This is a genomic window from Novosphingobium sp. THN1, assembly GCF_003454795.1.
Classification (GTDB): domain Bacteria; phylum Pseudomonadota; class Alphaproteobacteria; order Sphingomonadales; family Sphingomonadaceae; genus Novosphingobium.
Map to the genome: position 1 here is coordinate 1908745 of NZ_CP028347.1, position 20381 is coordinate 1929125.

The 20381-nt window shown below is 64.7% G+C and carries 19 protein-coding genes and 1 pseudogene; 14 read left to right on the top strand and 6 right to left on the bottom strand.

The features are described from left to right. Positions 1 to 39: 39 nt before the first annotated feature. The gene (locus C7W88_RS09530; protein ID WP_240344519.1) at positions 40 to 2955 is read left to right on the top strand and encodes a TonB-dependent receptor domain-containing protein; all 2916 of its coding nucleotides are present in this window, start codon (positions 40 to 42) and stop codon (positions 2953 to 2955) included. Positions 2956 to 3009: 54 nt separating this feature from the next. After that, complete coding sequence (locus tag C7W88_RS09535; RefSeq protein WP_118073352.1) at positions 3010 to 3837, top strand: shikimate dehydrogenase; 828 nt, start codon at positions 3010 to 3012, stop codon at positions 3835 to 3837. Positions 3838 to 3907: 70 nt separating this feature from the next. Here C7W88_RS09535 and rnhA read toward each other — a convergent pair whose 3' ends face one another. From rnhA to ispH, 3 genes are read right to left on the bottom strand one after another with little or no spacing between them, the layout of a single operon-like run. Then, positions 3908 to 4339 (bottom strand): ribonuclease HI, encoded by a 432-nt coding sequence (gene rnhA / locus C7W88_RS09540; protein ID WP_118073353.1) that lies wholly within the window; start codon positions 4337 to 4339, stop codon positions 3908 to 3910. Continuing rightward, on the bottom strand, positions 4336 to 5322 hold the full coding sequence (gene thrB / locus C7W88_RS09545) for a homoserine kinase (RefSeq protein ID WP_118073354.1): 987 nt from the start codon (positions 5320 to 5322) through the stop codon (positions 4336 to 4338). Before thrB ends, rnhA begins: the two co-directional genes overlap by 4 nt. Positions 5323 to 5334: 12 nt before the next feature. Next, positions 5335 to 6303, bottom strand: a complete 969-nt coding sequence (gene ispH, locus C7W88_RS09550; RefSeq protein WP_118073355.1) for a 4-hydroxy-3-methylbut-2-enyl diphosphate reductase — start codon at positions 6301 to 6303, stop codon at positions 5335 to 5337. A gap of 135 nt (positions 6304 to 6438) precedes the next feature. On the opposite strand from ispH, the gene C7W88_RS09555 reads away from it, so the two are divergent. The 3 genes from C7W88_RS09555 to C7W88_RS09565 all read left to right on the top strand — a co-directional run bounded on the left by C7W88_RS09555 (position 6439) and on the right by C7W88_RS09565 (position 9781). Beyond that, positions 6439 to 7101 carry a hypothetical protein gene (locus C7W88_RS09555; RefSeq protein ID WP_118073356.1) on the top strand — a complete coding sequence of 221 codons (663 nt, stop codon included), beginning with the start codon at positions 6439 to 6441 and terminating at the stop codon, positions 7099 to 7101. A gap of 141 nt (positions 7102 to 7242) precedes the next feature. After that, the gene (gene argS / locus C7W88_RS09560; protein ID WP_118073357.1) at positions 7243 to 8991 is read left to right on the top strand and encodes an arginine--tRNA ligase; all 1749 of its coding nucleotides are present in this window, start codon (positions 7243 to 7245) and stop codon (positions 8989 to 8991) included. 22 nt (positions 8992 to 9013) lie between these two features. Beyond that, positions 9014 to 9781 (top strand): SPOR domain-containing protein, encoded by a 768-nt coding sequence (locus C7W88_RS09565; RefSeq protein ID WP_240344522.1) that lies wholly within the window; start codon positions 9014 to 9016, stop codon positions 9779 to 9781. A gap of 31 nt (positions 9782 to 9812) precedes the next feature. Here C7W88_RS09565 and C7W88_RS09570 read toward each other — a convergent pair whose 3' ends face one another. After that, positions 9813 to 10775: an aromatic ring-hydroxylating dioxygenase subunit alpha gene (locus C7W88_RS09570; protein ID WP_162895979.1), complete on the bottom strand. Its 963-nt coding sequence runs from the start codon at positions 10773 to 10775 to the stop codon at positions 9813 to 9815. A 197-nt stretch (positions 10776 to 10972) separates the two neighbouring features. Here C7W88_RS09570 and C7W88_RS09575 point away from each other — a divergent pair, with 197 nt between their 5' ends. The 7 genes from C7W88_RS09575 (at position 10973) to tatC (ending at position 15679) form a co-directional block, all read left to right on the top strand. Beyond that, a complete protein-coding gene (locus C7W88_RS09575; protein WP_162895980.1) occupies positions 10973 to 11623 on the top strand; it encodes a TetR/AcrR family transcriptional regulator in 651 nt (216 codons plus the stop codon). Positions 11624 to 11687: 64 nt separating this feature from the next. Continuing rightward, positions 11688 to 12704: a beta-N-acetylhexosaminidase gene (nagZ, locus tag C7W88_RS09580; RefSeq protein ID WP_118074690.1), complete on the top strand. Its 1017-nt coding sequence runs from the start codon at positions 11688 to 11690 to the stop codon at positions 12702 to 12704. Continuing rightward, positions 12704 to 13522: a ScpA family protein gene (locus C7W88_RS09585; protein ID WP_118073360.1), complete on the top strand. Its 819-nt coding sequence runs from the start codon at positions 12704 to 12706 to the stop codon at positions 13520 to 13522. The genes nagZ and C7W88_RS09585 overlap by 1 nt, the downstream gene beginning before the upstream one ends. Continuing rightward, positions 13519 to 14223, top strand: coding sequence for an SMC-Scp complex subunit ScpB (scpB, locus tag C7W88_RS09590; RefSeq protein WP_118073361.1), 705 nt, complete (start codon positions 13519 to 13521; stop codon positions 14221 to 14223). The genes C7W88_RS09585 and scpB overlap by 4 nt, the downstream gene beginning before the upstream one ends. After that, positions 14196 to 14435, top strand: coding sequence for a twin-arginine translocase TatA/TatE family subunit (locus tag C7W88_RS09595; protein ID WP_118073362.1), 240 nt, complete (start codon positions 14196 to 14198; stop codon positions 14433 to 14435). Before scpB ends, C7W88_RS09595 begins: the two co-directional genes overlap by 28 nt. A gap of 27 nt (positions 14436 to 14462) precedes the next feature. Next, positions 14463 to 14864, top strand: a complete 402-nt coding sequence (tatB, locus tag C7W88_RS09600) for a Sec-independent protein translocase protein TatB (protein WP_118073363.1) — start codon at positions 14463 to 14465, stop codon at positions 14862 to 14864. Beyond that, positions 14861 to 15679: a twin-arginine translocase subunit TatC gene (gene tatC, locus C7W88_RS09605; RefSeq protein WP_118073364.1), complete on the top strand. Its 819-nt coding sequence runs from the start codon at positions 14861 to 14863 to the stop codon at positions 15677 to 15679. The genes tatB and tatC overlap by 4 nt, the downstream gene beginning before the upstream one ends. A 154-nt stretch (positions 15680 to 15833) precedes the next feature. Here the strand turns inward: tatC and C7W88_RS09610 are convergent. Both C7W88_RS09610 and C7W88_RS09615 read right to left on the bottom strand, forming a co-directional pair. Next, positions 15834 to 17521, bottom strand: a pseudogene (locus tag C7W88_RS09610) (amidohydrolase family protein). Beyond that, entirely contained in the window at positions 17518 to 18462 is a 945-nt protein-coding gene (locus C7W88_RS09615) for an NAD(P)-dependent oxidoreductase (RefSeq protein ID WP_118073365.1), read from the bottom strand. The pseudogene C7W88_RS09610 and the gene C7W88_RS09615 overlap by 4 nt, the downstream one beginning before the upstream one ends. Positions 18463 to 18558: 96 nt before the next feature. On the opposite strand from C7W88_RS09615, the gene C7W88_RS09620 reads away from it, so the two are divergent. Beyond that, complete coding sequence (locus C7W88_RS09620; protein ID WP_118073366.1) at positions 18559 to 18945, top strand: hypothetical protein; 387 nt, start codon at positions 18559 to 18561, stop codon at positions 18943 to 18945. Positions 18946 to 18982: 37 nt separating this feature from the next. Continuing rightward, positions 18983 to 20233: a threonine ammonia-lyase gene (locus C7W88_RS09625; RefSeq protein ID WP_118073367.1), complete on the top strand. Its 1251-nt coding sequence runs from the start codon at positions 18983 to 18985 to the stop codon at positions 20231 to 20233. Positions 20234 to 20381 lie beyond the last annotated feature (148 nt).

The window sequence follows — 20381 nt, forward strand, 5'->3', positions numbered from 1 at the left end:
AATTTGAGGGGCACTCGCCTTGCGTTTTCCGCGTCCCTGTTGACCGTAGCTGCTGCGCTCTCCGCGCCTGCGCTCGCACAGGAAGCGGCCCAGAATGGTGCAGGCGATCAGGCTGCTGAAGCGCCGGTCGATGCCAAGGAGATCGTTGTTACCGGCTCGCTGATCGCGCGCCCGAACAACACCGCCGTCAGCCCGATTGTTTCCGTCGGCGAGACCGCGCTCAAGGAGACCGGCCAGGTCAACCTGCAGGACGCGCTGAACCAGTTCCCGAGCTTCACCACCGCCGGCAACGCCAATACCGGCGGTCAGGGCACCGGTGGCCGCGCCTCGGTCAACCTTCATGGCCTTGGCACCAACCGCAACCTCGTGCTGCTGGATGGCAAGCGCCTGCCGCTGTCGGACATCAACGGCAACGTCGACATCAACATCCTGCCCGAATCCATCATGGGCGGGGTCGACATCATCACCGGCGGCGCTTCGGCAATCTATGGTTCCGACGCGATCTCGGGCGTAGTCAACTTCAAGACCCAGCGCGCATTCGACGGCGTGCGTATGGACGTGCAGAACGCAATCAGCGACCGCGGCGATGCCTACAAGTTCAACGGCTCGCTCGCCTTTGGCTCCAGCTTTGCCGAAGACCGCGGCCATGTCATGGCCGCCTTCAGCTATGCTCATCAGGACCAGGTGAACGGCTCGACGCGCGACTTCTTCTTCGACAAGACCCCGTCATCGTTCATCGGCAACGGCACCTTCGTGCCGAGCGCGACCAATGCTCCTGACGCGGCGGTCGTCTCGGCCGTATTCGCGGGCTATGGCGTCACCAATCTGCCCGCCAACTTCCAGTTGCTGAACCTCGGCTTCAACAACGACCGTACGCTGTTCACCCAGACCGGCGCGCGCAACTACAAGGGTCCGAACGGCTCGAACGGTTATCTGATCGTCGGCAACAATGTGCGCATGCCGGTTGGCCAGCAGATCGATTTCGCCAACGGCCTCAAGCGCAAGACCGCTTTCGTCAAGGCGGACTACGAACTGACCCCCGGCCTGACCGCCTATGGCCAGTTCATGTACGTCGACCTTTCGGTCAAGACTGCATCGGGCGGCAGCCTTACCCAGTTCGGTTCGCTGACTACCATCCCGGTCACCAACCCGTTCATTCCGCAGGACCTGGCAACGATTCTCGCCTCGCGTCCGAACCCGAACGCACCGTTCACCTGGAACGGCCGCTACGTTGGCGTGCCCTACAAGAACTGGGACGAGAACTACGTCGTCCAGCAGTACATGGCCGGCGTGAAGGGGGACATCACCTCGGGCTGGTCGTTCGATCTCTATGCTTCCTACGACCAGTCGGTTCATGACCAGCAGCTCAACGATGCCGTGGTCAAGAGCCGCGTCCAGACCCTGCTGAACGCAGCAGACGGCGGTCGTTCGCTGTGCACCGGCGGCTTCAATATCTTCGGCGATGCCAACGCCCGCTCGCTGTCGCAGGCTTGCGTCGATTACATCACCAAGACCGCCTTCTCGAAGGAGAAGCTCTCGCAGACGCAGGCCCAGCTGCAGGTCAACGGCAAGCTGTTCGATCTCGGCGCCGGGCCAGCCCAGATCGCTTTCGTCGCCGGGTATCGCAAGAACAACTACAACTACATTCCCGACAGCGATCTTCGCGCCCAGAACATTGAATCCGTGATTGCCTCGCAGCCCGCCTCGGGTCGCATCTCCGTGAAGGAATTTGCTGCGCAGGTTGACGTTCCGCTGATCGCCGACAAGCCGTTCATCCAGGAATTCGGCATCGGCGGCGCGATCCGTTACTCGGACTATTCGGTCACCGGCGGCGTTACCAGCTATGAAGTCGATGCGCGCTGGAAGCCGGTGGAACCGCTGCTGTTCCGTGGTAGCTACCAGCGCGCGGTGCGTGCGCCCAACATCGGCGAGCTGTTCTCGCCGCAGCAGGGCAACCAGCTGGTGATCGGCACGCCCCCGGGTGCGCTCGGTGATCCGTGCGACGTCCGCTCCACCGCCCGCACCGGGGCGAACGGTGCAAAGGTGGCCGATCTCTGCGTGGCGCAGGGCATCCCGCAGGCAGCAATCTCCAGCTACACCTTCCCGACCACAGCCACCGGTCAGCTCGTTTCGGGCAACACCAACCTCACGCCCGAGCGTGCCGATACCTACAATTTCGGCTTCGTGCTCAACTCGCCATTCCAGAGCGGGCTGTTGTCCGACTTCACGCTGTCGGTCGATTACTACAACATCTCGGTCAAGAACGTGATCTCGACGGTGCCGGGCCTGACGGTGCTGTCGAAGTGCTTCAACCTCGATGGCTCGAACCCCAGCTACGACAAGACCAACCTCTATTGCGGCCTGCTCTCGCGTGACAACTCGGGTCAGCTGGTCAACGTCGCCACGCCGTTCCTCAACCTCGGCTCGGTCAAGACTGATGGCGTCGAGGCGCAAGTGAACTGGACGGTGCCCTCACCGATCCTGCGTGGCGACAGCGGTCGTCTGTTCGTCAACGCTGCCGTGGGCTGGCTGCACAAGTACAAGCTGCAGCTGATCCCCGGTGCGGCAGAACTTGATTACACCGGCATCAGCAACGGTGCGGCAGGCGTCAGCAGCCTTCCGCCGCGCGCAACGCCGAAATGGAAGTCGGTCACCAGCTTCGGCTACCGTTCCGACACCACCACGCTGGGCCTGCGCTGGCGCTACCAGAGCGCGATGAAGGACACGACCTCGGTCCTGACACCGGCGACTGCCCAGGTCGGCGTCGGTGCCTACGCGCTGTGGGACATGTTCGGCACCGTTCGCGTCAACAAGTCGATCGAATTCCGCGCCGGCGTGAACAACCTGTTCGACCGCGGCCTGCCCTTCGTGGCGAGCTCGCAGAACGGAACGGACGTTGCGCTCTACGATCCGATCGGGCGCTCGTTCTACCTTGGCGCCCGCGTAAACTTCTGATCCACCCTATGTCCCGGCATCCCCGTGGTGCCGGGACACTTTTCGAAGGCACAAATGATCCTTTCCGGCCTTCTTGGACGTTCGATCCTCGCTTCGCGCTCGCCCGAGCTGCACGAGAAGGAAGCACAGGCTCAGGGCATGGCCTTGCGCTATGATCTTTACGATTTTTCCGCGCGGGGATGGGCTGACAGCGATCTCCCGCTGGTCCTGAAGCGCCTGCAGGATCAGGGCTACAGCGGTTTCAATGTGACCTATCCGTTCAAGCAGGCCGTCGTCTCGCTGCTTGACGAACTTGACGAGACTGCGGTTTCCGTGGGCGCAGTCAACACCGTGTCCATCCGCAATGGCAAGCTCTACGGCTTCAATACCGACATGGCCGGCTTCCGGGATTCCGTTGCCGAGGGATTGCCCGGCGTCGCTCTGGGCAACGTGGTCCAGCTAGGCGCAGGGGGGGCAGGGGCCGCCGTCGCCAATGCCCTGCTCTCGCTGGGCGTCGGCACGCTGCAACTGGTCGATGTGGATGAGGACCGCGCAAGGCTTCTGGCCGAGGATCTGGCGTCACGCTTCACCTCGGCCCGGATCATCGCCCGTACTCCCGATGCGGTCGAGACGGCGGTTGCCGACGGTATCGTCAACGCCACGCCCATCGGCATGAACGGCAAACCTGGCATGCCGATTGGCGAAGCGGCCGTCGAAGCACGGCATTGGGTCGCCGACATCATCTACTTCCCACCCGAGACGGAATTGCTGCGCCTGGCCAGACAGCGGGGCTGCCGCACCATCAATGGTATCGGCATGGTCATTGGACAGGCGGCCCGTGCTTTCGAGATCATCACTGGCCACGTTGCGGACAGAAGCAGAATGGCGTCCAGCCTCGGGTAACGCGAAGGCCGCAGCGCGCGTGCCAGATGCCGGGGGCGGGCAAACGGTATGGTGCGTTCCCGTGGAACCTTCAGGCCGCCACTGCCGCGTCGCTGGCGAGCTTGTCCACCCGCTCGTTCTCGGGGTGGCCGTCGTGGCCCTTGACCCAGACCCATTCGATCTTGTGCGGGCGTACTGCCTCGACCAGCGCGCGCCACAGGTCCTCGTTCTTTACCGGCTTGTTATCGGCCGTCTTCCAGCCCTTCTTCTGCCAACCGAACACCCACTTGGTGATGCCGTCGAGCACGTACTTGCTGTCGGTGTGGAGCGTCACCCGGCAGGGCTGCTTCAAGGCCTGCAGCGCCATGATCGCGCCCATCAGTTCCATGCGGTTGTTGGTCGTCTCCTTTTCGGAGCCGGCCATTTCCTTCTCATGCTCGCCCATGCGCAGCAGCGCACCCCAACCGCCCTTGCCGGGATTGCCCTTGCACGCGCCGTCGGTGAAGATCTCGACGTGCTTCACGCGAAGACCCCCTTGTCGAATATGGCGGGATTTGCGGCATAGAACTGCAGCCGCCGGGCAAAGGCCATCGGGTCCTTGCGCACGACCAGCGCATCGGCAGGCGTGTTGAGCCAGTCGTAGGCGCGGCTCGAGGTAAAGCGCATTGCCGCCCCCTGCGCCAGCAAGGGCAGGGCGCTGCGCTCCTCTGCCGAAAGCGGCCGCACCGCTTCGTACCCATCTAGCAGCGCCTTCGAGAGCTCGGCGCTGAAGTTCCGGCCCGTCGCGTCGAAGCACCACGCCGCGTGGGTCACCGCCACGTCGTATGCCATCAGGTCGTTGCAGGCGAAGTAGAAGTCGATCAGCCCGGTAACCTTGTCGCCCAGCATCAGCACGTTATCGGGGAACAGATCGGCATGGATCACCGCGCGGGGCAGGTCCTGTGGCCAACCTGCGGCGATCTTCGGCATGTGCTCGGCCACCAGCCCCGCCAGTTCCGGATCGATCGCCGCCAGCCCGTCAGGACCACAAGCGTCGAACAGCCGCTGCCATTCGGCAAGGCCCATGCCGTTCGCGCGCGAGCCGGCAAAATCCGCCGAAGCTGCATGCATCTGCGCCAGAGCGGCTCCCACCGCGCGGGCCTGCCCCACGGTCGGCTCGCTCACCGAAATGCCGGGGAGGAACTCGATCAGGGCCAGCGCCTTTTCACCTCGCCGCCGGAACAGCGCGCCCTCGCGATCATGGATCGTGCGCGGCACCGGGCAGCCCTTGGCGGCCAGATGATCGAGCAGCGAGAGGAAGTAGGGCAGGTCCTCCAGCTCGATGCGGAATTCGTACATCGTCAGGATGAAGCGCGCACCGCCTCCGTCCTTGCCGGTGGTTTCCAGCAGCCAGTTGGAGTTGGAGACGCCCTCGGCAATGCCCTTCGCCGAAACCAGCGCGCCCACGTCGAATTCGTTGACAAGCGCGGCCATTTCTTCCGCGCCGATCTGGGTATAGACCGCCATGTTCCTTGCGCCTTAGTCGAGCAGCTGGCGCGGCAGCTTGAACACCATCTTTTCCTCGGCGGTGGTCACCGTTTCTTCCGTGATGGATCGCAATTCACCGACCTTGGCAACAACCTCGCGCACCAGCACTTCAGGCGCGGAAGCTCCGGCAGTGAGCCCCAGCGTGTTCACGCCATCGAGCCATGCAGGATCGATCTCGTTCGCGCGCTGGATCAGGCGCGAGCGCGTGCCCATGCGCTCGGCCACTTCGACCAGACGCAGCGAGTTGGAGCTGTTCGGCGCGCCGATCACCAGCAGCAGATCGCATTCGCCGGCAATCGCCTTGACCGCTTCCTGCCGGTTGGAAGTCGCATAGCAGATGTCCTCGGCCTTGGGGCCCGTGATCTGCGGGAACTTGGCGCGCAGGGCGGCCACGATCTCGGCAGTATCGTCCACCGACAGTGTCGTCTGCGTCAGGAATGCCAGCGGCGTGTCAGCCGCGAACGCCAGCTTGGCGACGTCTTCCACGGTTTCGACCAGCGAGATTGCGCCTTCCGGAACCTGGCCCATCGTGCCGATCACTTCGGGATGGCCCTTGTGGCCCACGAACAGGATGTGCCGCCCGGCCTCCACCTGCCGCTCGGCCTGGCGATGTACCTTGGACACCAGCGGGCAAGTGGCATCCAGCCAGTCGAGCCCGCGCGCGGTTGCGTCCTGCGGCACGACCTTGGGCACGCCATGGGCCGAGAACACCACCGGTGCGCCATCGGGCACCTGGTCCAGCTCCTCGACGAAGATCGCGCCCTTGGCCTTGAGGCCGTCCACGACGAAGCGGTTGTGCACAATCTCGTGCCGGACATAGACCGGCGCGCCATAGCGCTGCAGCGCGCGCTCAACGATCTCGATCGCCCGGTCAACCCCGGCGCAGAAGCCGCGCGGGGCGGCAATCAGAAGGCGTAACGGGGCCGTTTCGGCAGCGACATCTGGCAAGCTGGCGTTCATCCTGCGGCCCTTAGCAGCAACCGCGCCCTACCGCCATTGCCGAAAGCGGCCGGGGTGGGTAGAGGTGGCCGAAATGTTGGCTGGAGTTCGGTTTCCGGTCGATCAGACGCTGCAAGTATCGAGGATCGAGTGCCCATGAACGCAAGTGCCCGCCGTATCGCAATTCTGGGCGCCCCGCTCGTGGCAGCCCTCGCGCTTTCGGCCTGCGGCGGCAAGAAAGGGGAACTCGTCGTTGATGACGCGGTAGGCGTCACGGCGCTGCGCGATCCTTGCCCGCGCGTCGGCATTCCTGACTACACGGGCGACGTCACGGTATTCAGCGATCCGTCCCGCACCGATTCGGCGGCTATCGATATCGAGGCGACCATCACCAACCTGCGCGCCCAGTGCACCGATGGTTCGAAGCTCCACTCTGTCGCCAGCTTCGACGTACTTGCCCGTCGGTCGAGCAAAGTCGGCGCACGCCGTGTGGAACTGCCCTATTTCTCCACCGTCATGCGCGGCGGCAACATCGTCGTCGCCAAGCGCGTAGGCAAGGTCGTGATCGATTTCGCCGACGGGCAGGACCGCGCCACCGGGCGGGCGCAGGCCGGCGCCGATGTGGACAAGGCCGAGGCATCGCTGCCTGAAGACATCGTCAAGCGCATCTCGCGCAAGCGTCGCGCCGGCGACGAAGACGCCGCGGTCGATCCGCTGTCGCAGCCCGAGGTCAAGGCTGCCCTGGCCAAGGCCAACTTCGAACTGCTCGTCGGCTTCCAGCTGACCGAGGCGCAGCTGCAGTACAACGTCCGCAAGTAAGTCTCCAACTCTCGGGGCAGAGGGGCAACTCTCCCCCAACTCTCGGCCAAGTCTCGGGGGTAGAGCGGCAACTCGGCGCGCTGAACGGCAGGCAAATCGATGCTCTTTCGCTTTGTCCGCGATTGGGCTAACCGCCCGCCCATGACTGACGCCCGGATCAACCTCCACGCCGACTTCGCCTCGGTAATCGACACCGCGCTGACCGCGCTCGAAACCGCAGGGACTCTCCCCGCCGGCCTGAACCGAGGCGCGGTGACGTGCGAGCCGCCGCGCGATCCTTCCCACGGCGATCTGGCCACCAACGCCGCGATGGTGCTGGCCAAGCCTGCGGGCACCAATCCGCGCGCTCTGGCGACGGCACTCGTTGCCGAACTCGAGAAGGAGCCGCGCGTCGTCTCCGCCGAGATCGCCGGGCCTGGCTTCATCAACCTGCGGCTGACAGACGATGCCTGGCGCGGCGAACTCGCGCTGATCGCTGCGGCGGGGGCGGACTATGGCCGCTCGACCATGGGCGGCGGCAAGGTCGTCAACGTCGAATACGTCTCGGCCAATCCCACCGGCCCGATGCACATGGGCCACTGCCGTGGCGCGGTGGTCGGCGATGCGCTGGCGGATCTGCTCGTGTTCAGCGGGCACAAGGTCACCAAGGAATACTACGTCAACGATGCCGGCGCGCAGGTCGATGTCCTCGCCCGCTCGGTGCACATGCGCTACCGCGAGGCGCTGGGCGAGAGCATCGAGATTCCCGAAGGCCTCTACCCCGGTGATTACCTTGTCCCGGTGGGCAAGGCGCTGGCCGAGGAGTTTGCCGACAAGTACGTTGGCGCGCCCGAAGCGGACTGGCTGATCCTGTTCCGCACCCGCGCCGTGGCGGCAATGATGGACATGATCCGCGCCGATCTTGCGACCTTGGGTATCCATCACGACCTTTTCTCATCCGAAGCGGAGCTTCAGGCTTCGGGCAAGGTGGACGCCGCGGAAGCATGGCTGCGTGCGCATGATCTGGTCTACGATGGCATTCTCGAAGCGCCCAAGGGCAAGACGCTGGACGACTGGGAGCCGGTCGAACTGCCGCTGTTCCGCTCGACCAGGTTCGGCGACGATCAGGACCGTCCGATCAAGAAGTCGAACGGCGCCTGGACATACTTCGGTGCGGACCTCGCCTACCACTTCCAGAAAGCGCAGAGTGCCGATGCCCTCGTCGATATCTGGGGCGCCGACCACGCCGGCACGGTCAAGCGGATCAAGGCCGCGGTTGCCGCGCTGACCAGCGCCGAGGGCGGAGCGCCCAAGCCGTTCGAGGTCAAGCTCGTGCAGATGGTGCAGCTGATGAAGGGCGGCCAGCCCTTCAAGATGTCCAAGCGTTCCGGCAACTTCGTCACGCTGGCCGATGTTGTCGAGATGGTCGGCAAGGACGTGGTGCGCTTCACCATGCTCACCCGCAAGCCCGACGCGCAGATGGACTTCGATTTCGACAAGGTGGTCGAAGCCAGCAAAGACAACCCGGTGTTCTACGTGCAGTATGCCCACGCGCGCATCTGCAGGAACCTTCGCAAGGGCGCCGACGAAGGCTTTGCGCCGTCAGGAGAAAACCTGTCGCTGCTGGGCGAGGAGGAGCTGGCGCTGGTCAAGCTGGCGGCACAATTCCCGCGCATGGTCGAAGCCGCTGCCGTTGCGCGCGAACCGCACCGCATCGCCTTCTTCCTCCACGATCTCGCCTCGGCGTTCCACTCCTACTACAATCTGGGCAATGACCGGCCCGAGAAGCGCTTCATTGTGGCACAAGACTCCGCAATGACCGCAGCCCGCCTTTTCCTCGCCCAACAAATCGGGCAGGTAATTCGTAACGGTCTGGCGCTATTGGGCGTTGAGGCAGCGCAAGAACTTTGACGTCAATCGGGGCAGGGCACTCATGAACGAGTCTGGCATGAACGGGGAAAACGGGCAGAATTCGTGGGACGAAGAGCCGGGCAAACCGTTCGATGTCTCTGCCGAGATGGCAGAACCCGCAGGGGACCGCCTTGCACTGGGTGACGAGGAGCGCCTGCCTTGGCTCGAAAGCGCTGACGATATTGACGGTGAGGACGAGGACAGCGGCAACGGTCGCCTGATCGGCTTTGCCGTGATGGGCCTTGTGGTGCTTGCGGCGCTGGTCGGCGGGATCTGGTATGCCAGCAACCGCACGGCAGGGCCTGCCGGAGCCGACGGAAGCCTGATCGAGGCAAGCCGCGAACCCTACAAGGTTGCGCCCAAGGACCCCGGCGGCAAGACTTTCGAAGGAACCGGCGATTCCAGCTTCAAGGTCAGCGAAGGTGAGAAGCCCGTCGCCAACCTTGCCGGTTCCGCCTCGCCAACCCCGGCGGTCGCTCCGTCGCCTACGCCTTCGGCCAAGCCGAGCGCTGGTGCGACGCCGGCGCCAAAGCCCACACAGGCCGCGGCAACCGGTGGCGTCGGCGTGCAGGTTGGCGCTTTCTCGTCCAATGCAGCGGCGGAAGCCGGCTGGCAGAAGCTCATTGCCAACCATGAAGCCCTTAAGGGCCTCTCGCACCGCGTGGTCGAGGGCAAGGCCGACATCGGCACTGTCTATCGCCTTCAGGCGGTAGCCGGTGATCTGGCCTCGGCCAGCGCGCTCTGCTCACGGTTGCAGGCCGGTGGCCTGAAGTGCCAGGTGAAGCGCTGATCGGGTCCCCCTGCCAGCGCTTCTGCAGGCGCTAGGCGGTCGCCTGCTCGCTCTTGATCTGCATTTCCAGGCGGCGGCGCACTTTCAAAGCGCCGTTGTCCACCCGGGCGCTGATTTCGGTTGGCAGCGTCGCGTCCGATTGCAGGACCAGTTCGATTGCCTCGATTGCGGCAATGTCTTCCGGTTGGATTTTCGTGCCCATGGCGATCTGCATCTGGCCCAGCGCGGGGTTGTTCACGGCAAAGTCGCGGGCGGTGTTTACGAAGTAGTGCACGCGCGTTGGGGATGCGGGCGTGATCAGGTGAATATAGTTCTGCGTGCCGAGCGGTCGGCCACTGGCTGCATCGGACATGGCGCCGCCGGTCCGCACCAGCGCGGGTGAGATGTATTCGGCGTCGAAGTCCTGGTTGACCGGATCTTCCTGACCCGGAAACTGCATCTTTATCAGGGGATTGGCGGGCAGGTTCTGCCCCTTGCGGACAACTGTGATGCTTTGCGCGGTTTCCTCGACCGACACCGGGATCGAGGCAACCATTTCACCGCCCGGGATGGTCGTGGCGTGAATGAAGCTGACGTGGCTCAGATCGAGAAGGTTCTCGATCAGCAGGGTGTAACGCGCATTGATCGTCACAAGTGCATGCTGTTCGACCGCCCAGTCGTCGCGGCCAAGGCCCATCGCGGCGAGATCGGGAAGCTGGGCGGAACTGGCCATGTCAACATCGCCGGTCCACACCCAGACCAGGCCAGCAGTTTCGACCACAGGATAACGGCGCAGCGATGACTTTTGCGGCACGCCTGACTGGCTCGGCACGCGCAGGCATGTGCCATCCGGACCAAAGGTGAAACCGTGGTAGCCGCACTGTACCGCATCGCCAACGCGCTGGCCCTGTTCCAGCGGATAGGCGCGGTGTGGGCAGATCGCGCTCATCGCCACCGCCTCTCCGGCCTTCGTGCGATAGAGCAGCACGCGCTCTCCCAGGATCTCGCGCATCATCAGCGCCTCCCCACCTCGGCCGAGTAGGCGGCGACCCACCACTGATTGCGGGGATAGTGCTGCGTGGTGGTCAGCGGGTACATTCCTGGCTCCCATGAATCGGCTTTTGCTCCGCATTGTTTGTCGCTCGACAAGGATATTTGTCAAGCGACAAACATGCCTTGCCAACCTGCCCGCCACCGGCCATGCCAAGGGCCATGAAGCACAATGCGCAGAACCGGATCCTCAAGCCTGCCCGCTATGATGGGGAGGAGAACCGTCGCGTCGTGCTCGAGGCAGCGTTGCGGGTGTTTTCCGAGGTCGGGTTTTCCGCCGCCAGCACGCGGGCGATTGCCGCGGCTGCTGGGATCGAGCAGGGGCATCTGGCCTACTACTTCCCCACCAAGCTCATGTTATGGCGGCAGGTGCTGGACGCCTTTGCGCGTAAGGGTGAGGCCCATCTGCGAGAGAATCTGTCGGGAGATACGCTGATCGATGCGGTTGCCACCGCCCATCGCGTGTTGCCCGGTTTCCTGCGCACCTTCGCCGAGGAGCCACGCCTGACGCGGCTGATGTTGCAGGAATTCTCCGTCGCGTCCGAGCGCCACGAATGGCTTGTCGATACATTCGGGCGCCCAGTCTGGGAACTGCTTGCCCCGCTTTTCGAAGCGCTGGCAAGGCAGGGGCGGCTGGCCGGGGCAGGACCCGAGGTGGCCTATTTCAGCCTGATCGGGTCCGCGCTCATCACATTTGGCAATAGCGAGCTGGTGCGGAGCATGACCGGAGCCGAGCCATCCGACGAGGCCTGGATCGAGCGCGCCATCTCACACATGATCGGGCCTGTACTCATGCCGGTGGCAAGCCGGTGAATTATCCCCGGTGAGTGCGCCGGGAAGGGTTGTCAAAGTGCCTGAAAACCGCAAGTTCAAAGCCATGCTGCCAGCGATCTTCGGGCTTTCGGGCCTGACCCTGACCGATGACGAGCGCGCCTTCTTTCGCGATGCGGACCCGGCGGGATACATCCTGTTCGGGCGCAACGTCGAAAGCCGGGCGCAGGTCCGTGCGCTTACCGATGACCTGCGCGCGCTGCACGGGCGGGACCGCACCTTCATCTGCATCGATCAGGAAGGCGGGCGCGTTGCGCGGATGAAGCCTCCGGTCTGGGCGGCTTACCCGCCGGCCGAGCGCTTTGACCGGCTTTACGACGTGGCTCCTGCCAGCGCGATCGAGGCGGCGCGGGCCAATGGCCATGCGCTGGGGCTCGATCTGGCCGAGGTGGGCGTCAGCGTCGATTGCCTGCCGCTGCTCGATGTGCGCCAGCCCGGCGCGCATGACGTGATCGGCGACCGTGCATTGGGTTCCGAGCCGATGCGCGTGGCAGCGCTGGGCCGGGCAACGCTTGACGGGCTGGCGCGGGCAGGGGTTGCAGGGGTGGTCAAGCACATGCCGGGCCATGGCCGGTCGATGGTCGACAGCCACAAGGAAACTCCGGTTGTTACGGCGAGTGCCGAGGAGCTGGAGCTGGACCTCGCGCCGTTCCGCGCGCTGAAGGATGCGCCGATTGCGATGACCGGGCATCTGCGGTTCACCGCGTGGGATGCCGAGAACCCGGCAACGCTTTCGTCTTTCGTGATAGGCGAGGTGATCCGCAAGGCGATCGGCTTTGACGGACTGCTGCTGACCGATGATCTCGATATGCAGGCGCTGGGCGGCACGGTGCCCGAACGGGCCGTGCGCGCGCAGGCGGCGGGGTGCGACCTTGCGCTCAATTGCTGGGCGAAGATGGACGACATGATCGGCATTGCCGCAGGTCTCGCGCCGATGAGTACGACGACGGCAGAGCGGCTGGAGCGCGCCTTGCAGGGCACGGCAGCGTTCGATGGACCTGCGGATATCTCGGCCCAGACTGCGCTCCTTGCCACTCGTGACCGGCTGTTGGAACTTGCGTGATGGCAGGCGACGCCGCCCCCGCGCTGTTTGACGGAGACGAGGTCTGGGACGGCATTGCCACTGCACCAACCGGCGACGCGGCGCTCTATCTCGAGCTTGATGGCTGGGAAGGGCCGCTTGACCTGCTGCTGGAACTGGCGCGACGGCAGAAGGTGGATCTGCGCACGATCTCGATCCTTGAGCTGGTCGGCCAGTATCTCGACTACATCGATCGTGCCAAGGCGCTGAAGCTGGAGCTGGCGGCGGACTATCTGGTGATGGCGGCGTGGCTGGCCTATCTCAAGTCATTGCTGCTGCTGCCGCGCGATCCCGAGGTGCAGCCGAGTCCCGAGGAACTGGCGCTCAAGCTGCAGTTGCGGCTGCAGCGCCTGGGCGCGATGCGCGAGGCAGGCGCGCGGCTGATGGGGCGGGACCGCACCGGCCGCGACGTGTTCCTGCGGGGCCGTCCCGAGGGCCTTCGCGTTGACCGCAAGGCGCTGTGGAAGTCCGATCTGTTCTCGCTGATCCAGGCCTACGGGGCGATCAAGCTGCGCAGCCAGCCAGTTGTTCACATGGTGCGCGAGCGTGCGGTGGTGACGCTGGATGCAGCGCTGGCGCGGGTGTCGCAGATGCTGGGCATCGCGGTGGAATGGACCGACCTGCGGGCTTTCCTGCCGCTGGAGGCCGATCCTGCCTTGCGCAAGTCTGCCCTGGCCTCGAGCTTTCTCGCGGCGCTGGAGCTGGCCAAGCAGGGCCGCGCCGAACTGGCGCAGGATGCAGCGTTCGGGCCGTTGATGCTGAGGGCCGCCCCTTCGGCAAGCTCAGGACGAGCGGCATGAGTGGGCAGCCCGACGATCTGGAACGTGCGGTGGAAGCAACGCTGTTCGCCGCCGAGCAGCCGATGACCGCGCTGGAAATCTCTGCGCATCTGGGCGGCGCGGCGGTGGGCGATGCGCTGGCGACGCTGGCGCAGACCTATGCCGAGCGCGGGATCAATCTCGTCGAGCGCGGCGGGCGCTGGCACTTCCAGACGGCAGCCGATCTTGCCCATCTGTTGCGCCGCGAAAAGGAAGAGCCGCGTCGGCTTTCCCGGGCGGCGACCGAGGCGCTGGCGATCGTTGCCTATCACGAACCCGTCAGCCGTGCCGAGATCGAGGCGATTCGCGGCGTACAGACGGCGAAGGGCACGCTGGATGTGCTGCTGGAGGCGGGCTGGATTCGCATCGCCGGGCGGCGCGAGGTGCCCGGGCGGCCGACGATCTATGCGACGACTCCGGAATTTCTCACGCACTTCGGCCTGAGTTCGCGGCGCGACCTGCCCGGAATCGAGGAATTGCGTGCTGCCGGGTTGCTTGACCCGGTCGAGGAAGCGTTTGCCGTCTTGACGGGGGCGAGGATGGGGACACGGGGGCGATTGATCCGTCAGGCGGGGAAGACGCCGACTGACGCGACGGAAAAACTGGCATGTGGGGCGCGCGGTCCCTATCTAGGGAACGCAAAGGAGTTAGTGACATGGGTGGTCTTTCCCTTCCGCACCTGATCGTGCTTGCGCTGGTCGTGCTGATCCTGTTTGGCCGTGGCCGCATTTCCGAAATGATGGGCGATTTCGGCAAGGGCATCAAAAGCTTCAAGCAGGGCATGAACGACGAGGACAACAAGCCGGTCACGCCGCCGCCTGCGCAGATCCAGCAGCAGCAGGTGCCGCCTCCTGCCCCTGCGCCCACGCCGACGTCCACCGACCAGGCCCAGTAAGCTCCTGTAAGACAAGGCGACAGGGCCGTGTTTGACATCGGCGCGTCCGAACTTCTGGTGCTGGTCATCGTGGCGATCGTGGTGATCGGCCCGAAGGACCTGCCGATGGCGCTGCGCACCGCAGGGCGGTGGGTGGCGAAGATGCGGCGCGTCTCCAACCACTTCAAGTCCGGCATCGAGACCATGATCCGCGAGGCGGAAATGGAGGAGATGGAGCGCAAGTGGAAGGAACAGAACGAGCGGATCATGCGTGAGACCGCGGCCCAGGAAGCCGCCGCCGCCGCGCAAGGCCAGACCGTGGCTGCCGCTGAGGATCAGAACGATCCGTTCCCCAATCCGCTGCCTTCCGATGCGCCCGCCGATCCGGTGATGATCGGGCCGATGCCGCCTGAGGAAAAGACCGCCAGACCGGAAGCGCCGCTGCCATGATCTCGGACATCGACGAGACACAGGCCCCGCTGCTCGACCACTTGCTGGAATTGCGCACCCGGCTGCTGCGCTGTGTCTATGCGCTGGCAATTGCCTTTGCGGTGAGCTTCTACTTTGCCGACGACATTTTCGCGCTGCTGGCGCAACCACTGGTCCATGCCTTCCCGCCGGGGCAGGGCAAACTGATCTACACCAAGCTTTACGAGGCGTTCTTCGTTGAGCTGAAGGTTTCGATGTTCGCGGCGTTCTTCGTCAGCTTCCCGGTGATCGCCAACCAGCTCTGGGCGTTCGTCGCACCGGGCCTCTATGCGCGCGAGAAGCGGGCGTTCCTGCCTTTCCTTTTGGCAACGCCGGTGCTGTTCACGGCGGGGGCGAGTCTTGCCTACTTCGTGGTGATGCCGACCGCGTTCAAATGGTTTCTGGGCTTTGAAGGCAACAAGGGTGGCCTGCAACTTGAGGCGCTGCCGGGCACGGGCGATTATCTGAGCCTGGTCATGCAGTTCATCCTCGCCTTCGGGATCAGCTTCCTGCTGCCAGTGCTGCTGATGCTGCTGAACCGCGCGGGCATCGTTAGCCGTGACCAGCTGGTCAAGGCGCGGCGCTATGCCATCGTGGTGATCTTTGCCGTGGCAACGGTGGCGACGCCGCCCGATGTCGTCTCGCAATTGATGCTGGCGATTCCGCTGCTGATCCTGTTCGAGGGGACGCTGCTGCTCATGCGCTTCACCGAAAAGGCCGATGCAAAGCGCAGGGCCGAGGAAGAAGCTGAAGCTGCGGCCTTGGCCGCGGGCGAGACACCGCCTCTCCTGCCCTGACAGAAAGAAACGGGGGCGGTCAGGCCCCCGTTTCGCTAATCGGCAATCAGAGCCCATCTGGACTCGCGAAACCTTGGGTGAGAGGGCGGGTTCCGCGACGCAGCCGTTGGGCAGCATCCGGAAAGAGCGCCCCCAAGCCTTCCGCGTCGCCACCCTAACGATTTGAAGGCGTTTCGGTTTCCAGCCCTTTTTCGGCAGACCACACCATGCCCCCGCCGATCCACGTTTCCATGACTTTCGTCGCCCTGAGCTGTGCAGGATTTGCGGTGAGCGGATCGGTATCGACCAGCACGAAGTCCGCGCGAAGTCCGGGCGCAAGGCGGCCGAACTTTCTCTCGGCAAATCCTGCATAGGCCGCGTCGGCGGTGTAGGCCGCCAGTGCTTCGGCAGGCGTCACGCGCTCCTGTGGCTGCCAGCCACCCGGGGGTTGATCGTCCACCCCTTGACGGCTGACGGCTGCGGCAAGCCCGGCCCACGGGTCCGCCAGTTCGACCGGAGCGTCAGACCCGAAGGCAAGGCGCACGCCGGCGGCCTTGAGCGACTTCCACGGATAGGCGCCGGCCAGGCGATCAGGGCCGAGCCGCACTTGCGCCATCACGCGGTCGGACGTCTGGTGGGTCGGTTGCATCGAGGCGATGGCGCCGCTCGCCGCGAAACGGGCGATGTCCTTCGGATCGACGATCTGGGCATGTTCGATGCGCCAGCGCCGGTCGCCCTTGTAGGTTTCGGAAAGGTCGGCGATTGCGCCGATGACAGTGGCGTTGGCCTGATCACCGATGGCGTGGATCGCAACCTGGAAGTTGTCCATCGCCGCACGGCTCATCAGGTTGCCGAGCTGGGTCTGGTTCAGTTGCGGGAGACCACGCGTGGCGGGTGCATCGGCATAGGGCGCCTTGAGCCAGGCGCCGCGCGACCCGAGCGCGCCGTCGACATAGAGCTTCACGCCGTTGAGGCGCAGGCGGTCCTGATAGAGCCACGGTGAGGGCCGGGGCCGCCGATCAGAACCATCTGCTCAGGTCCGCGGGCATAGGCCATGATCCTGACATAGAGCTTGTTGGCATCGCCCGCGCGGCGGTAGGCCTGCCAGTCCTCGATCCCGGTGCCCATGTCGGCAACGGCGGTGACGCCGCGCTTGAACAGGATCTGCTGGGCATTGGCGAACGCCAGATCGCGGTCTTCGGGGCGCGGTGCGGGGACCTTTGCCTCGATCAGCTCCATCGCGGCATCAACAAGCACGCCGCGCGGGGCACCATCGGGGGCACGATCGATGCTGCCGCCTGCCGGGTCGCTGGTTGCAGCCGTGACACCTGCAGCCTTGAGCGCCGCACTGTTGGCCCAGCCAGCGTGACCATCCACGCGCTGCAGCCAGACCGGCCTGCCGCCAGTAACCGCGTCAAGTTCGGCAGCGGTGGGGAAACGGCCAAGCTGCCACTTTTCCTGATTCCAGCCACGTCCGATGATCCACGGCCGATCGGGGTGTTCGGCGCTGAACTTGGCAATCCGGTTGAGAGCGTCGGCAAGCGAGGTGGTGTCGGAAAGGTCGAGGCTCAATGCAGCAAAGCCGATTTCCATCACGTGGACGTGCGCATCGATCATGCCCGGAAGCATGACCCTGCCCTTGCCGTCGATGTGGTACTGGTATTCCTTGCGCGGCTTGGGCTTCTTGTCCCCGGCGTGGATCACCCGCGTGACGATGCCTGTGCTGTCGAACAGGAGGCCGGTGAATTGCTCCGGCTTGCCATCGGCGCCAATGGTGGTGCCGCGCACGTTGTCGATCAGGGTGTCGGCATAGGCGGATGGAGCTGTGGCAAGAAGAAGAGCGGCGAGCGTGAGGCGCTTCATGCTCTCTTGGCCCGGCGCGGGAGGCGACGGATCAGCGCCGAGGTATCTTCACGCCCATGGCCCATGGCCTGCACGTCGACGTAGAACTGGTCGACCAGCGCCGTGACCGGCACGCTGGCGCCAAGGTTCCGCGCCTCGTCCATGGCAAGGCCGAGATCCTTGCGCATCCAATCAACCGCGAAGCCGAAGTCGAATTCGTCCTTGGCCATGGTGTGGAAACGGTTGTCCATCTGCCACGACTGCGCAGCGCCGCCGGAGATCGCCTCGAACACCTTGTCGAGATCGAGATGGGCGATCTGGGCAAAGCGGATCGCTTCGGACAGGCCGGCAAGCGTGCCCGCGATGCACATCTGGTTGGCCATCTTGGCGGTCTGCCCGGCACCCGACTTGCCGACATGGACGACGCGCTTGGCATAAGCTGCAAGGATGGGCCGCGCGGCATCGACCGCCTTGGCGCTGCCGCCGCACATGATGGCAAGCGTGCCCGCTTCGGCACCCGATTGCCCGCCGGTCACGGGGGCATCGACGCAGAGCAGCTCCTTGTCGCGCCCCTCGACCGCAATCTGACGGGCGATGCGGGCCGAGACAGTGGTGTGATCGATGTAGAGCGCACCGCGCTTCAGGGTCGAGAACACGCCGTTCGGGCTGAGCACGACATCGGCAAGATCATCGTCGTTGCCGACGCAAGTGATGACGGCATCGGCGCCTTCAGCAGCCTCGGCAGGGCTGGTGGCAATGCGGACGGAAATGCCAGGATTGGCCGCCGCCCAGGCTTCGGCACGCGCGGTGGTGCGGTTGTAGATCGTGAGGGTGTGTCCCGCCTGGCCGAGATGCCGCGCCATCGCGCCGCCCATCACGCCAAGGCCGAGGAAGGAAACGTTTGCGGGGCAGTTGCTGCCCCGGTCGATGCTGGTGTCTGGTCGCTCATGATACGCATTCATATCCGGTTTGCTGCCGAGTGCCAGATGCTGAGTGCCAGTGGCTGAGCGAGAGTGGCTGCTTGCCTGCCGGGCGAGGGCAAAGCATAGCTGTTGGCGATGCAGCGCCTGATCGACCTCCTCTCCCGCGTCGCCCGGCTTGCCTTCTGGCCAGCGTTCGTGTTCGCGCTGGTCATGGCAGTCTTGCCCAAGCCGCCGAGCCTGCCGATCGATAATCTTGGCGACAAGTTCGCGCATATGCTGGCGTTCTTCACGCTCTCGCTGCTCGCTGGCCTGGGCTGGCCGAGGGCATCGCTGCTGCGTGCCACGGTGTGGCTTTCGGTTGTCGGGGCCGGCATCGAAGTGGTGCAGTTGATCCCCTTCCTTCACCGCGACTCGGACTGGCGTGACTGGGTGGCAGACAGCGCGGCGATCCTCGTTGCCATGATTCCAGTGGCCGGTTTTCGCTGGCTGACAGAGTTGGGGTCCGATTCCGCCAAAGCTTGAGGTTTTCTTGGAGGCCGCTTTCCGTTAGGGCGCGGCCATGGAAAACGTAGCGCTCAAGCCCGAAACCCAGGGATCATCCCTGCTGACCCTCGCCGATGTTCGTGCAGCGGCGGAGCGAATTTCGGGCCAGGTAGTGCGGACGCCCACGCTCTACAGCAAGACGCTCAGCAACATCACCGGGGCCGACATCTGGCTCAAGTTCGAGAACCTGCAGTTCACGGCCGCATACAAGGAGCGCGGTGCGCTCAATGCGCTGTTGCAGCTGACCGAGGAGCAGCGTTCGCGCGGGGTGATCGCGGCTTCGGCCGGGAACCACGCCCAGGGCCTGAGCTATCATGGCACGCGTCTGGGAATGCCCGTCACCATCGTCATGCCGCGCACGACGCCGACGGTTAAGGTGATGCAGACCGAATCCGTGGGCGGCAAGGTCGTGCTCGAGGGTGAAACCTTCGATGAAGCCTACGCGCATGCGCGCAAGCTGGAAGGCGAACTGGGCCTGACCTTCGTTCACCCGTTCGACGATCCGCGTGTCGCGGCCGGGCAGGGCACCGTCGCGCTGGAAATGCTGGAAGACGCGCCGGAGATCGAAACGCTGGTGGTTCCGATCGGCGGCGGCGGCCTGCTTTCGGGCATGGGCACTGCCGCGCGCGGGATCAAGCCGGGCATCGGGCTGGTCGGCGTGCAGGCGCAACTGTTCCCGTCGATGTATGCCAAGCTCAAGCATCTCGATCTGCCTTGCGGTGGCGATACGCTGGCCGAAGGCATCGCGGTGAAGGAGCCGGGCGAATTTACCTCGAAGGTTCTGGCAAGCATCGTCGATGATGTCGTGCTGGTCAGCGAAGCCGCGCTGGAAAGCGCCGTTGCGGTGCTGCTGCAGATCGAAAAGACCGTTGTCGAAGGCGCCGGCGCAGCCGGACTGGCCGCCGTGATGACGCACAAGAAGCGGTTTGCCGGGCGCAAGGTCGGCATCGTGCTGTGCGGCGGCAATATCGATACGCGCCTGCTGGCCAACGTGCTGCTGCGCGATCTGGCACGGTCCGGCCGACTTGGCCGCCTGCGCATCACCTTGCAGGATCGCCCGGGCGCGCTGTTCAAGGTGGTCGAGGAGTTCAACCGGCATCAGGTCAACATCCTCGAAGTCTGGCACCAGCGCATCTTCACCTCGCTGCCCGCCAAGGGGCTGACGGCAGAGATCGAGTGCGAGGCGCGGGACCGCGAGCAGATCGACAGGCTGGTCGCAGGGCTGCGTGCCAAGGGCTACGATCTCGAGCAGGTCGAACTGGGCTGACCTTGCGCAGCTGCGGCGGGCGGCGTTAACTTTTGCAGCGAGGACTGTCCTGACCGGGGACTCGTGCTGTCGGCCTTGGTCAAATCGCCATTCCGGTCGGGAAATGGCGCGGATTTGTGCAGGAAAAGGTAGTTAACGGGCTTTTAGG